Genomic DNA, 13,201 nt, shown 5'->3' with positions numbered 1-13,201 from the left:
CCCGTCAGGCCGCCCGCCGGGTGGTCGACAGGGTGGAGAAATAGACGTCCTCCAACCCGCCCTCCACGGCTGAGAAACCGTCGCCGGGATTGTCGTCCGAGAGGATGTGGATGACGGTGCGGCCCGCCAGCAGGCGGGTGGAGATGACCTTGTGCTGGACCTTGGCGGCCTCGAGCTCGGTCTTGTCGATGATCTTCTTCCAGATCCGGCCCTTGAGCTGGCCTACCAGCTCCATCGGCGCGCCCTCGCGGACGATGCGGCCGTCGCAGATGATGGCCATGGCCGGGCAGAGGTCCGAGACGTCCTCGACGATGTGGGTCGAGAGAATCACCACCACGTTCTCGCCGATCTCGGCCAGCAGGTTCAGGAAGCGGTTGCGCTCTTCGGGATCGAGGCCCGCCGTTGGTTCGTCGACAATGATCAGGCGCGGATCGCCGATCAGGGCCTGGGCGATGCCGAAGCGCTGGCGCATGCCGCCCGAGAAGCCGGCGATGGCCTTCTTGCGCACGGTCCACAAATTGACCTGGTTCAGCAGGTTCTCGACCGTCTCCTTGCGCTCCTTGGCGCCAGCGATGCCCTTGAGCACCGCCATGTGGTCGAGCATGTCGTAGGCCGACACCCGCGGATAGACGCCGAAGTCCTGCGGTAGATAGCCCAGGGTGCGGCGCAGGTCCTCGGGGTTCTTCAACACGTCGATGTCGCCGAAGCGGATATGGCCGGAGGTCGGCGCCTGCAGGGTGGCGATGGTCCGCATCAGGGTCGACTTTCCGGCCCCGTTCGGCCCGAGCAGGCCGTACATGCCGCGCGGAATCGTCAGGCTGACCTCGTCCAGGGCGCGAACGCCGTTGCCGTAGACGTGGGTCAGATTCTCGATGATCAGCATGCGCGTCCTAATGCCCCCAATAAGCCGCCCAGAATTCCCCAGCACCGTCATGACTCGCCGGCGCCAACCGGGGCAAGTGAAAGAACGTTTAGGCCGGGCGTTCAACCGGGGGATTTCTGAACGGCGACCACTTTGAGGCCGAGACGCATCCCTGCGTGACAAGGGTTTTGGCGCGCGGCGTTTGGCGCTAAACGAGGCGCCATGACGACCTACGCCTTTCCTCCGCACACCCTTCCGACGGTTCCGGTGGAAGGATCGGATTCAGTTTTTCCGGTGCGCCGCATCCTCTGCGTCGGCCGCAACTACGCCGCCCACCGCCGCGAAATGGGCGGCGACGAGCGCGATCCGCCGTTCTTCTTCGCCAAGCCCGCCGACGCGGTCGCGCCGCTGGCGGCCGAGATTCCCTACCCGCCGGCGACCGGCGACCTGCACCACGAGATCGAACTGGTGGTGGCGCTGAAGAGCGGCGGCGCGAACCTGACGCCCGAGCAGGCCCTGGCGGCCGTATTCGGCTACGCGGTCGGCGTCGACCTGACCCGCCGCGACCTGCAAGGCGCCGCCAAGGCCAAGGGCCAGCCGTGGGAAGCCGGCAAGGCCTTCGACGCCAGCGCCCCGATCAGCGCCATCCGGGTGATGGACGCCCCTGCGCCCGAGGCCGCCGTCACCCTGTCGGTCAACGGCGCCGAGCGCCAGCGCGGCCAGGTCGGCGACATGATCTGGAACATCGGCGAGGTCATCGCCAAGGCCAGCGACCTGTGGACCCTGGCCGCCGGCGACCTGATCTTCACGGGAACCCCCGAAGGCGTCGGGGCCATCGTCCGCGGCGACAGGATCGTCGGCGAGGTCGAGGGCGTTGGCCGTCTTGAGTTCACCTTGATCTAGAGGGGCATGGGATGAAGCTCGTCCTGCACAGCGCCAAACGCGCCAGCGCGCCCTATCGGGTGCGGATCGGCCTGAACCTGAAGGGCCTGTCCTACGACCTGCGGCCCGTGGACCTGGTCGCCAACGCCCATCAGGACAAGGCCTATCGCGCCCTCAACGGCCAGGCCCTGGTCCCGACCCTGGAGGTCGACGGCCGTCCGCTGACCCAGAGCCTGGCCATCCTGGAATGGCTGGACGAGGTCGTGCCCGAGCCGCGCCTGCTGCCGACCGCCCCGTTCGAGCGGGCCATCGTGCGCGGCATGGCCGAGATCATCGCCTGCGACATCCATCCGCTGAACAACCTGCGGATCCTGCGCCAGCTGACGGCGCTGGAGATCGGCGAGACCGACCGCAACGCCTGGGTGGCCCGCTGGATCAGCGACGGCTTCCGGGCGCTGGAGCCGATGGTCGCCAAATATTCCGGCGGCTTCGCCTATGGCGACGGCCCCGGCCTGCTCGACTGCCTGCTGGTGCCTCAGGTGTTCAACGCCGGCCGCTTCAATGTCGACCTGTCCCCGTTCCCGGCGATCCAGGCGGCCGCCACCCGCGCGGCCAAGCACCCGGCCATCGCCGCCGCCCATCCCGACCATCATCCGGAGCGCTAGATGCTTGAAGATCTGAAAGCCAAGAACGCCGCCTGGTCGAAGGGAAAGACCGAGGTCGACCCCGACTTCTTCAAGCGCCTGGAGGGCCAGCAGAGCCCCGAATATCTGTGGATCGGCTGCAGCGACAGTCGCGTGCCGGCCAACGAGATCGTCGGCCTGGATCCGGGCGAGCTGTTCGTCCATCGCAATGTCGCCAACCTGGCGCCGCCGCAGGACGCCAACTACCTGTCCGTGCTGCAGTTCGCGGTCGACGTGCTGAAGGTCAAGCACATCATGGTCGTGGGCCACTACGGCTGCGGCGGCGTGGCGGCGGCCATCGACGGCCAGCGCCGGGGCCTGGTCGACCACTGGCTGCACCCGATTCGCGAGGTCCATGCCGAACACAAGCACGAGCTGGAGGCGATCCCGGAAAAGCGCGCCATGCTTGATCGCCTGACCGAGCTGAACGTCGCCCGCCAGGTGCGCAACGTCGCCGCCGACGTCTTCGTCCAGGACGCCTGGGCGCGCGGCCAGTCGCTGGCCGTGCATGGCTGGGTCTATTCGCTGAGCAACGGCCTGGTCACCGACCTGAACATTGGCATCGCCAATGTCGAGGACTACCAGCGGCTGGTCAGCCTGCCGGGGTGACGACCTGAAATTGTCATCCCGGGCGTAGCGCAGCGCAGACCCGGGACCGCAACAAGCGCAGCGCTTGCGGCGGTCCCGGATAGCCTCTGCGAGGCTTCCGGGATGACACGGTTTTTTGTGGATGATGGGGAGCCTATTCCCCCTTGATCCGCACCTTGGCCGTCACCCTGCGCCCCTGCGCATCCACCACCGACAGCCTGTAAAACCCCGGCGCGGCCGGTCTCCAGATCGCCCGGCCGCTGACCGGGTCGAGGTCCAGCGGCGCGCCCTCCACGTACCAGGTCAGGCTCTCGCCCTGGGCGGCGAGCACCAGGCCGCGCGATTTCGCGCCCAGCGCCTCGACCTGCACCGAGGCCCCGTCCGGCGGGAAGATCAGGCGCGGGCCGGCGTCGGCCGCACGGAGCTGTTGGAGGCCCAGCGGCGCGGATTTCGGCGCGATCGGGCGCGGGGCCGAGCTCGCGGTTCCGATGGCGTCGGCGACGTCGAACAGCAGCGGCAGGGCCGCGTCGCGTCCCGTCAGTCCGCCGCGCGCGCCGCCGTCGGCCCGGCCCGTCCAGACCAGGATCGCATAGCCACCGACCACTCCGGCCGCCACCGCGTCGCGGAAGCCGTACGAAGTGCCGGTCTTGAACGCCATCGACGGCCCGCCCCGCGTCAGGGCTGACGGCGCGCGGCCCCGCGGGGCCGGGGCCTCGCGCAGGATGTCCAGCACCTGCCGCGCCGCCTCGGGACGCACCAGCCGCGTGCCGCCGGAGCGTTCACGAGCCTTGGCGTCCTCTTCGGTCCAGGCCAGCGGCTTGGCGATGCCGCCGTCGCCGAGGGCGGCGTACAGCATGACCAGGTCGCGCCAGGTGATGCCCTCGCCGCCGAGCGCCAGGGCCAGGCCCGCCTCCTTCAGCTGGGCCTTGGGCCGGGCCAGGTGCGCGCCGGCGGCCTCGATGCGACCGGCGAAGGCCTCGGGTCCAAGCTTTTCCAGGGTGGCCACGGCCGGGACGTTCAGCGAATGGGCCAGGGCCTCGCGCACCGTGACCTTGTCGTGGAACACCCGGTCGAAGTTCTCGGGCTGGTAGTCGGCGAAACGGGTGGCGCTGTCGGCCAGCTGGGTGTCGGCGGCGACCAGGCCGTCGTCCATGGCCATGGCGTAGATGAACGGCTTCAGAGCCGAGCCTGGCGAGCGCAGGGCGCGGGTCATGTCGACCCACCCCCCGGCGCGGTCGCGGCCGGCCGAGCCGACGGCGGCGCGCACGGCGCGGTTCTTGATCTCGACCACCAGGATGGCGGCGGTGGCGTCCGGTCCTTGCGCGCCCGCCACGGCGGCGGCCATCGGCTCCAGGCGGGACTGCAGATCGGCGTCGAGGGTCGAGACCACGCTGGCCTGGTTGGCGGGCGCATTCCGAGCCAGTTCGCCGGCGACGTGCCAAGCCAGGGTCGGGAACGGCGACCGGCGCGGCAGGGGTTCGTTCTCGGCCTCGTAAGCGGCGGCCTGGGTAATGGCGCGGGCGCGGACCATCTTGGCCAGAACCCCGCTCCGGGCTGCCTTGGCGGCGTCGGGCCGGCGGTCGGGGCGACGGGCTTCAGGCGATTGCGGCAGAGCAATCAGCAGCGCCTGCTCGCCGTCGGTGAGGCTGGACGGCTCGTGGCCGAAGTAGCTGAGGCTGGCCGCCCGCGCGCCTTCCAGATTGCCGCCATAGGGGGCCAGGGTCAGATACAGGGCCAGGATCTCGCGCTTGGACAGCCGCGACTCCAGCTGCACGGCGCGAACCATCTCGATCAGCTTCGAGCCGAGATTGCGCGGTCGCGGCTCCAGCAGCCGCGCGGTCTGCATGGTCAGAGTCGAGGCGCCCGAGGTCGCGCGGCCATGGACCACCGCCGACCCGACGGCGCGGACCAGAGACAGCGGATCGACGCCCAGATGCAGGTAGAAGCGCGCGTCCTCGACCTTGATCAGGCGCTTTTGGAAGGTTGGGTCGGTGCGGTCGAGATCGGCCCGGATCCGCCAGCGACCGTCCTCGACCGGCAGCGCGCGCAGCCAGGCGCCGCGTCGGTCCAGGGTGACTGGCGAGGAGTGCCGAGCGCGGGTCATGTCCGGCGGGAATGCGGCGCTGAGGGCGAAGAGGGCGACCTCGACCGTTACGACGGCGATCAGGACCTTGGTCAGGCGCGGGACAGGGTCACCCTTCTTCCCCCTCCGGGGGAGGAGGATGCGCAGCATCCGGAGGGGGCGAGTAAGGAGCGGCCCACCGGCAACACGGAGAGCCATTACCGACTTGCCCCCTCCGGGCCTGCGGCCCGCCTCCCCCGGAGGGGGAAGAAGGGCGCTCGACGCGACACCCTCACGGCCCCGGCGCGATCGTCGCGCGCGAGGCTTCCGAGCGGGCCGCCACGGCCGGACGATACATGTCCTTGGCCACCGCGCCGGGCAGGAAGAACGAACCCGGCGTCACCGCCCGGGCCACATAGGCCAGGGCGAAGCTCTTGTTCCCCTCCAGGTCCAGGGCGGCGATGAAGCGGTCGTCGCGGCTTTCCTGGACGTCGGCGGCGGTCAGCTCGCCGAGGAACTTGTACGGACCGTTCTGGGCGTCGTCGGCGCCGAGCGTGGTCTCGATCTCGAAGCCGGCCGGCAGGGCGTCGTCGACGACGAGAGCCGTCGAGCGAGCCTGCATCGAGTGGCCCGAAACCAGCACGATCACCCGGTCGCCCTGGCGGATCGCGGCCGGGTCGATCGCCCCGCCGCCCATCGACAGCAGCTGCTTGGACACCGACAGGCCGGCCGCCGAGGAGCCTGGGGCCGAGGTCGGGGTGCCGCGCACGCTGACCGTCCGCCACACCACGCCCTTGCCGGTGTTGACGAAGTGGGCGTCGGCCAACTTGCCGACCGCCCAGCGCGGCGCGCCGCCGGCCGGGGGCAGCGGGTTGGCGCCCTGGGCGTCGATCGACATCGGGCCCGAGGCCTGGAGCAGGGCGTTGGCCGCGTGCAGCAGCGCCGCCTGTTCCTGGGTGTTCAGGGCGTCCGGATCCTTGACCGAGTTCTCCAGCCGGCCTTGCAGCTGGCGGGCGACGTCCATCATGCCGGACTCGGCGGCCAGAGCGGTCAGCACGGCCGTGTCACGCAGCGGCGACTGGTACCAGTCCTGTTCGTCGCGGTAGCCCAGGGCGTTGACCGCCTGGCGCATGGCCGAGCGGGCGCGGGCGTTGTCGCCCATCCGGGCGAGGCCGGCGGCGACATAGGCTTTCGCGATCGGCTGGGCCTCGTCCTTCATCTGGACGTCGTGCCACCAGCGCAGGCGAGCCAAGTCGCCCTTGCCGGCCTTGGCCATCACATAGAGGGCGTAGGCCGAGGCGCGGCGGCGCATCCGTTCGGTGGCCTTCTTGGAGGCGTCCTCGTTCGACGCCCACCAGCCCGGATATTCCATGCGGTAGGCGACCGACGAGAAGCCCTCGGGCCGGCTGACCTGGCGCATGGCCCCGACGGCCTTGTCGATGGCGTTGTCGGGGACGGCGACGCCTTGCGCCTTGGCCTCCAGCAGGAAGTCGACGACGTAGGCTCCCAGCCACGGGTCGGCCTCGCCGTCGCCGACCCGCCACAGGCCGAAGGCGCCGTCCAGGGTCTGGCGGTCCAGCAGCTTGCCGACCGCGCCCGCGAGGGCCGCAGGGGTTCGCTTCAGCTTCGGATCGTTCGAGAAGGTCTGGGCGTACAGCAGCGGATACGCCGTCGAGACCAGCTGCTCGGTGCAGCCGTACGGGTAGCGCTGCAGCGCCACGGCGATCGCCGACGGGTCGAAGCCCCGGATCGGCGAATAGCTGACCTGCATGGTCACATCGCCCGCCGCCAGGCCCGAAAGCAGGGCGTAGGACGGGGTGAAGGCCTCGCCCGGACGCTGGATCTCCGTGGTGGTGCGCACGATGTCGCCCCAGCCCAGGCGGGTCTGGATCGGATAGTCCTTGGTGGTCGTGAAGCCAGGACCCGCGACCTTGAAGCCGATCTTGCCGATGCCGGTGACGTCTGGCGCCAGGAACGGGATCTTCTCGGCGATGCGCTGGCCCAGGATCAGCTGGAACACCTTCTTGAAGGCCACCTTCAGCCCGTTGGTCGAGAACGCCTCGGCCGTATAGGCGCCCGGCTTGCCCTCGACATTGTGCAGCTCCAGCGTGGCGTAGGCCTGGTCGCCCGGGGCCAGGAAGCGCGGCAGGTTCAGGTCCGCCACCACCGGCTGGCGAACGGTCAGCGGCTTGGACGCCGAGCCCACGGCGGTGTCGGTCCAGGCCACGGCCTGGATGCGCAGCTCGCCGTTGAAGTCGGCGGCCGGCAGCTTGACCACCGCCTTGCCGTCGAGGCCGGTCTCCACGACACCGGACCACAGGGCCACCGTCTTGATCGGGGTGACGGTCAGGCCTTCGCCGCCGACCTCGTCGCCGCCGAAATTGACGTTGGCCGGCGCGCCCAGGTTCGGGTCGAGCAGGCGGCCGTAGTCGTCGCGGTAGTTCAGGGTCAGGGCCCGCTTGCCGAAGTACCACTTCACCGGGTCGGGACTGTCCTGGTGGGTCAGGCGCAGAATGCCCTCGTCCACCGCCGCGATGGTGATCCGGGCCTTCTGGCCAAAGCCCATGCCCGACACCTTCACCGGGATCTCGACCGGAGCCTTGGAGTCGATCTTGGTCGGCGTGCCCAGGTCCACGGTCAGCTTCCGACTCTTCGGGTCGAGCGGGACATAGACCAGGCCCAGGGCCCGGCGCGGCTTGGGCGAGGCGACCGGGTCGCGCGGCTGGACGACGCTGACCATCACATAGGCCCCGCCGCCCCAGGCGGCCGAGGTCTTCAGGCGCACCGTGGTCCCGTTCTCGCCGACCGTGACCGTCTTGAAGTCGATCAGGCGATCGGTGGCGACGGCCACCTGGGCCTCACCGGCATAGGGCGGTTTCAGGGTGATCTCGACCGTGTCGCCTTGCGCGTAGCTCTTCGTTCCGGCGGTGACGCGGACGACGTCCGGCGCCTCGCCTTCCTTGGCGGGCGAACCCCAGCCGGCCGAGAAGCGGGTGACGGTCTTGGCGCCGTCGGCGCCTTCGATCTCGAGGCGATAGTCGCCCCACCCCAGGCGGCGGGTGAACTTGGCGGGTTGGCCCGCGCCGATGTTGACCTGCGCCTTGGCCACGACGGCGTCGCGGCTGCTGCGCCGCCACTGCCAGCGGCCGTTCTGCTGGAACCAGTCATAGTCCCAGCGCTCGGCTACCAGGGTGTAGGTGGCGGTCGCGCCGATGCGCTGGCCGGCGGCGTTGACGGCGATCATGTCGAGGCTGACGGGCGGATCGCCCTTGCCGGCCTCGCCCTGGTCGACCTTGACGCCATAGTAGACGGCCTTGCCGCGCACCTTCAGCTCCAGGCCCTCGCGGACCGGGCGACCGCCGGGCTCGAACACCGAGGCGGTGACGGAGGCCACCAGCGGCTGGTTGGTGTCGCCGGCGTCGGTCGAGGCCACCGACAGGGTGGCGCGGCCCTCGCCGTCGGTGACCGTCGTGCCGAGGTCGAGGAACTTCTCGTCGAACGGCTTGGACTGGTCGCCCCATTCGAAGCCCTTATAGGCCGGGAACGGGTCGGCGTCGGCGCGCAGGCGGGCCTCGCCCTGGGTCTGCAGGCCGGCGCCGGGCGCGCCATAGAGGAAGCGGGCCGAGACGTCGACCTTGCGCGTTTCGCCGACGCCCAGTGGGACGGATTCCTGGCCCGTGGCGGTTACGGCCAGGCGCTGCGGGGCGAAGTCCTCGACCGAGAACGACAGCGAGCCGGTCTCGTCCTCGATGCCCTCGATGTGCAGCTCGGCGGTCCAGCGGCCGCGCGGGGCCGAACGGGGCAGGACGATGTCGGCCAGCACCGCGCCGGCGTTGGCCTGGCTGAACGGATAGCGCTTGAATTCGACGCCCGACGGCCGCTTGACCAGGATCTCGCCCTTGCGATCGGAGACGGCCTTGGCCATCCGGTCGCGGACCATGGCGGTCAGGTGGACCGTCTCGCCGGGCCGATAGATGCCGCGGTCGGCATAGAGATAGCCGTCGATGTCGGCCGCCACGCTGCGTCCGTCGACCCCGCCCTCGGTGCGGCCGCCGACGCCTTGCTTGGACAGGTCGACCGGCGAGCGGTCGAGGTCCAGCAGGGCCAGGTCGCCTTGCGACCCATAGGCCATGACCATCTTGGCGCGCTCGGCGCCCTGACCCTTCAGCAGCGGACGCAGGAAGCGCACCCGGCCGTCGGCGTCGCTCTTGGCCTCGGCCAGGTCCTCGCCGTCGGCGGCCACCAGGGCGACGCGCACGCCCGACAGGGTCTTGGCGGTCTTCAGCGAGCGGACCACCACGTCCAGGCTCTCGGAACCGTCATAGGCCAGCATGGCCATGTCGGTGAACACGATCCAGCGGCGAGCCTGGGCGGGATTGTTGTCGCCGTTGTCCTCGTCGGGGTCGCGGCCGCCCGAGGCGTCGCGCGCCTTGATGACGAAGGCGCCGGCCTTCATGTCCTTCAGCACCGCGCCCAGCGGGAAGACGGTGGTGGCCTTCTGGCCGGTCGCGCCGCCGGTGACCGGCACCGTGCCCTTCCAGACCTTGCGGCCATCGTCGCCCACGGCGTCGTCGCCATAATCGCTGGCCCAGTCGCCCTCGCCGGTCGGATCCGGCGCGCTGATCGACTTGCGGACCAGATTACGGTCCGGCACGCGCCAGACCTCGACGGCCAGGGTCTGGACGTTGATCGTCTCGATGGCGACGCCGTCGGCCTCTTCGCGCGGCAGGATCACGCCGTCGCCGGCGAAGCCGACATAGGGCGGCTTCTCGCCGAACGTGAAGTCGACGTCGGCATTGGCCGCCAGGGTCTCGCCGCCTTTACCCGGCAAGCCCTTGAGCAGGGTGATGCGATGATCGGTGAAGCCGACGCCGCCCAGGCACAGCTCGTCGCCCTTGACGCGGACCGACGGCTGACGACCCAGGTCGGGCGAGACCAGCACGAAGTCGGCATAGGACTTGGACGGGTCCAGGTCCTTGCTCATGCGAATGCAGGCCAGGGGGTCCTGGCCGGAGCTATCGACGCGGGTCTGCCAGACGGCGAAGCCTTCCGGCTTGGGGATGCCGCGACGCGGCGCATTGGCCGAGCGAGGCTTGCCGAACAGCGACCAGGCCTGGCCCTTGACGGACTCCGCCCCGGCCGGCTTGGCGCCGCCGAAGAACAGCCCGCCCTTGCCGGCCGCGAAGCCGCCGCCGAAGCCGACGATCAGCGCGCCGGCCACGGCGATGGCCACGGGGCCTTTCAGGGCTTGCGGCCAGCGTTCGGAAACGGCCCCGCGCAGGCTTTCCCAGCGCGTCTTGAGGGAAGACAGGAGGTCGCGGCCGCCCTTTGGCGGCGTCTCGTCCGTCGACATCCATTGCCTCCCCGATTTGCGCTAGTTCAGGGCGGACTTGAACCTAAGCGCGACCGGGGGTCAACGGCGCTGAAATGACACTTTCGGATCGACGCTAGGCGTCGAAGCTGACCACGCCCGTGGCCAGGTCGTAGCAGGCCGAGACGATCTTCAGGCGGCCCTCGCCCAGCTTCTCGGCCAGGACCCCGTCGGCGACCTTCAGCCGGCCGGCGATGTCGCGGACATTGCGGCGGATGGCGGCGTCCTGCAGGTCGGCCGGGTGGCTTTCCTGGGCCTCCAGCACGGCCGGAATGATCGGCAGCACCATTTCGTGCAGCGAGCCATGCAGCTCCGCGTGCTTCATCGCCACGTCGACGGCCGCGCCGACGGCGCCGCACTTGGTGTGGCCCAGCACCACGATCAGCGGCGCGCCCAGGTGCTCGACGGCGTAGACCACCGAGCCCAGGCCCTCGCGGCTGACGGTCGAGCCGGCGACGCGGATCACGAACAGTTCGCCCAGATTGCAGTCGAAGATCAGTTCCGGCGCCGTGCGGCTGTCGGCGCAGCCGATCACCACCGCGAACGGCTTCTGGCCCTTGGACAGCTCGGCCACGCGCGCCAGGGTCGGCAGCATCAGATTGGCGCCGCCGCGGGAGAAGATGGTGTTGCCCTGCTTCAGGCGGCCCAGGGCCTCGTCGGGCGTGACCTCCTGCGGCCCGGTCGCGTGGGCGTCCGGCGCGGGGGGCGGCTCGGCCTCCAGCGGCTTGACGTTGGTCAGGGCCTTGTCCAGCGCGGCCTTGTCGGTCGACTGATGCTTGAGGGCCGAGCGCGTGCGGCGGCCCTTCCGGGTCAGGACGCTGGGCGTGACGCCGTCGCCCTCGGCGAAGGCCAGGGCCGGCGCGGCGAGACCCGCCAGGGCCCCCAGCAGGATTCGTCTCGAAACCATTTCGTCCCCCGACGCGGTTTGAATGTCGGGCGAGACCCTAGGCTTCAACGGCTCAGGAAGGGTTAACTAGACTTTCACAGCGGCAATTCGGCGCGTTTGACGACCGTTCGCATGGCGATGCTGCTGCTGACGCGGACCACGCCGGGGATGCGGGTCAGCTCCTGGGCGTGAACCCGCTCCAGATCGTCGACGTCGCGCACCACCAGCCGCAGCAGATAGTCCGAGCCGCCGGTCATCAGGTAGCACTCGGCCACTTCGCGGACATTGGTTATGGCCTTCTCGAAGGCGCTGAGCGCGCTTTCGGCCTGGGACGACAGGGTGACGGTGACGAAGACGCTGAGCGGCAGGCCGACGGCCCGCTCGTCGATCACGGCGGCGTAGCGCCCGATGACCCCCGCCTCCTCCAGAGCCCGCACCCGCCGCAGGCACGCGGACTCGGAAAGATTCACCGCCTCGCCCATTTCCACATAGCTGGCGCGGCCGCGCCTTTGCAGCAGGTGGAGAAGCTTCCGGTCGAAGCTGTCGAGGTTGACGGCAGGTTTCTTCATCGACTTGACCTTATCACGCAAGAATCCTGCATAACAGGGGTCTCGCGGCATGAAATGGCCAAGGAACCTGCGGGCCACGAGGCGTAAACCGGCGTCAAATCGCTTTTGGAGGAAAGCATCATGCGCGTTGGCGTCCCTTCCGAGATCAAACCGGGCGAACACCGGGTCGGCCTCACCCCCACGGCCGTCCGTGAATATGTCGGCCATGGCCACACCGTCCTGGTCCAGTCGGGCGCCGGCCTCGGCGCCGGTTACGCCGACGACGTCTATCAAAGGGCCGGCGCGACCATCGTCGCCGACGCTAATGCGGTGTTCGCCGGCGCGGACATGATCGTGAAGGTCAAGGAGCCGCAGAAGGTCGAGTGGGAAAAGCTCGAGCCGCGCCACATCCTGTTCACCTACCTGCACCTGGCGCCCGATCCCGCCCAGACCGAGGGCCTGCTGAAGAGCGGCTGCGCGGCCATCGCCTATGAGACCGTCACCGACGCCAAGGGCGGCCTGCCGCTGCTGGCCCCGATGTCGGAAGTGGCCGGCCGGATCGCCGTGTTCTCGGCCGCCGAGACCCTGCTGAAGCACAACGGCGGCATGGGCCTGCTGCTCTGCGGCGTGCCCGGCGTGCCGCCGGCTCGCGTGGTCGTGCTGGGCGGCGGCGTGGTCGGCAGCAACGCCGCCCGCATGGCCGCCGGCCTCGGCGCCGAGGTCGTAGTGCTGGAGCGCTCGATCCCGCGCATGCGCGAGCTGGACGACCTCTATCAGGGCCGCATCCTGACCCGCTATTCGACCTTCGCCGCGGTCGAGGAAGAGATCCTCAAGGCCGACGTGATCATCGGCGCCGTGCTGACCGCCGGCGCGGCCGCGCCCAAGCTGGTCCGCCGCGAGCATCTGAAGCAGATGAAGCCGGGTTCGGTGCTGGTCGACGTCTCGATCGACCAGGGCGGTTGCTTCGAGACCAGCAAGCCGACCACCCATGCCGAGCCGACCTACACGGTCGACGGCGTCGTCCATTACTGCGTGGCCAACATGCCCGGCGCGGCTCCGCGCACCTCGTCGGAAGCCCTGGGCAACGCCACCCTGCCGTTCGGCCTGGCCTTGGCCGACAAGGGCCTGGACGCGCTGAAGACCAACGTCCACCTGGCCCGCGGCCTCAACGTCCTGAACGGCCAACTGACCCACCCCGCCGTCGCCGAGGCGCTGGGCAAGGTTTCGGTGGATCCGTACGGGGCGTGGAAGTAGGCGCGCCGCGTCCTGAACAAAAGAAGGGCGCCGAGCGGCTTTCGCTCGGCGCCCTTTCAAGTTCG

At 69.9% G+C, this 13,201-nt stretch carries 9 protein-coding genes; 4 read left to right on the top strand and 5 right to left on the bottom strand.

What is annotated here, in order from left to right:
- Positions 1–4: 4 nt before the first annotated feature.
- A complete protein-coding gene (locus ASC70_RS20760; protein WP_047403855.1) occupies positions 5–883 on the bottom strand; it encodes an ABC transporter ATP-binding protein in 879 nt (292 codons plus the stop codon).
- A gap of 201 nt (positions 884–1,084) precedes the next feature.
- Between ASC70_RS20760 and ASC70_RS20755 the strand changes: the two genes are divergently transcribed.
- The 3 genes from ASC70_RS20755 to ASC70_RS20745 are packed head-to-tail and all read left to right on the top strand — an operon-like array spanning position 1,085 to position 3,036.
- Positions 1,085–1,765: a fumarylacetoacetate hydrolase family protein gene (locus ASC70_RS20755; protein ID WP_056054034.1), complete on the top strand. Its 681-nt coding sequence runs from the start codon at positions 1,085–1,087 to the stop codon at positions 1,763–1,765.
- An 11-nt stretch (positions 1,766–1,776) separates the two neighbouring features.
- Positions 1,777–2,409 (top strand): maleylacetoacetate isomerase, encoded by a 633-nt coding sequence (gene maiA, locus ASC70_RS20750; RefSeq protein ID WP_056054031.1) that lies wholly within the window; start codon positions 1,777–1,779, stop codon positions 2,407–2,409.
- Entirely contained in the window at positions 2,410–3,036 is a 627-nt protein-coding gene (locus ASC70_RS20745) for a carbonic anhydrase (RefSeq protein WP_056054028.1), read from the top strand. It begins immediately after the preceding gene.
- 133 nt (positions 3,037–3,169) lie between these two features.
- Here the strand turns inward: ASC70_RS20745 and pbpC are convergent, their stop codons facing one another.
- The 4 genes from pbpC to ASC70_RS20725 all read right to left on the bottom strand — a co-directional run bounded on the left by pbpC (position 3,170) and on the right by ASC70_RS20725 (position 11,903).
- The gene (pbpC, locus tag ASC70_RS20740) at positions 3,170–5,248 is read right to left on the bottom strand and encodes a penicillin-binding protein 1C (protein ID WP_056054024.1); all 2,079 of its coding nucleotides are present in this window, start codon (positions 5,246–5,248) and stop codon (positions 3,170–3,172) included.
- 121 nt (positions 5,249–5,369) lie between these two features.
- Positions 5,370–10,430, bottom strand: coding sequence for an alpha-2-macroglobulin (locus ASC70_RS20735; protein ID WP_056054021.1), 5,061 nt, complete (start codon positions 10,428–10,430; stop codon positions 5,370–5,372).
- A 94-nt stretch (positions 10,431–10,524) separates the two neighbouring features.
- Positions 10,525–11,355 carry a carbonic anhydrase gene (locus tag ASC70_RS20730; RefSeq protein WP_056054019.1) on the bottom strand — a complete coding sequence of 277 codons (831 nt, stop codon included), beginning with the start codon at positions 11,353–11,355 and terminating at the stop codon, positions 10,525–10,527.
- Between the two features lie 74 nt (positions 11,356–11,429).
- Positions 11,430–11,903 (bottom strand): Lrp/AsnC family transcriptional regulator, encoded by a 474-nt coding sequence (locus ASC70_RS20725; protein WP_056054117.1) that lies wholly within the window; start codon positions 11,901–11,903, stop codon positions 11,430–11,432.
- 120 nt (positions 11,904–12,023) lie between these two features.
- Between ASC70_RS20725 and ald the strand changes: the two genes are divergently transcribed.
- Positions 12,024–13,136: an alanine dehydrogenase gene (ald, locus tag ASC70_RS20720; protein ID WP_056054016.1), complete on the top strand. Its 1,113-nt coding sequence runs from the start codon at positions 12,024–12,026 to the stop codon at positions 13,134–13,136.
- Positions 13,137–13,201 lie beyond the last annotated feature (65 nt).

It is taken from the genome of Caulobacter sp. Root343 (assembly GCF_001425745.1).
Lineage (GTDB): Bacteria > Pseudomonadota > Alphaproteobacteria > Caulobacterales > Caulobacteraceae > Caulobacter.
Note: the sequence above shows the minus strand (reverse complement) of the source record. Positions and strands in the feature narration are given on the sequence as shown.

Coding starts and splice junctions, on each gene's coding strand:
- ASC70_RS20760 (WP_047403855.1), bottom strand. CDS start 883: ATGCTGATCATCGAGAATCTGACCCACGTCTACGGCAACGGCGTTCGC.
- ASC70_RS20755 (WP_056054034.1), top strand. CDS start 1,085: ATGACGACCTACGCCTTTCCTCCGCACACCCTTCCGACGGTTCCGGTG.
- maiA (WP_056054031.1), top strand. CDS start 1,777: ATGAAGCTCGTCCTGCACAGCGCCAAACGCGCCAGCGCGCCCTATCGG.
- ASC70_RS20745 (WP_056054028.1), top strand. CDS start 2,410: ATGCTTGAAGATCTGAAAGCCAAGAACGCCGCCTGGTCGAAGGGAAAG.
- pbpC (WP_056054024.1), bottom strand. CDS start 5,248: ATGCTGCGCATCCTCCTCCCCCGGAGGGGGAAGAAGGGTGACCCTGTC.
- ASC70_RS20735 (WP_056054021.1), bottom strand. CDS start 10,430: ATGTCGACGGACGAGACGCCGCCAAAGGGCGGCCGCGACCTCCTGTCT.
- ASC70_RS20730 (WP_056054019.1), bottom strand. CDS start 11,355: ATGGTTTCGAGACGAATCCTGCTGGGGGCCCTGGCGGGTCTCGCCGCG.
- ASC70_RS20725 (WP_056054117.1), bottom strand. CDS start 11,903: ATGAAGAAACCTGCCGTCAACCTCGACAGCTTCGACCGGAAGCTTCTC.
- ald (WP_056054016.1), top strand. CDS start 12,024: ATGCGCGTTGGCGTCCCTTCCGAGATCAAACCGGGCGAACACCGGGTC.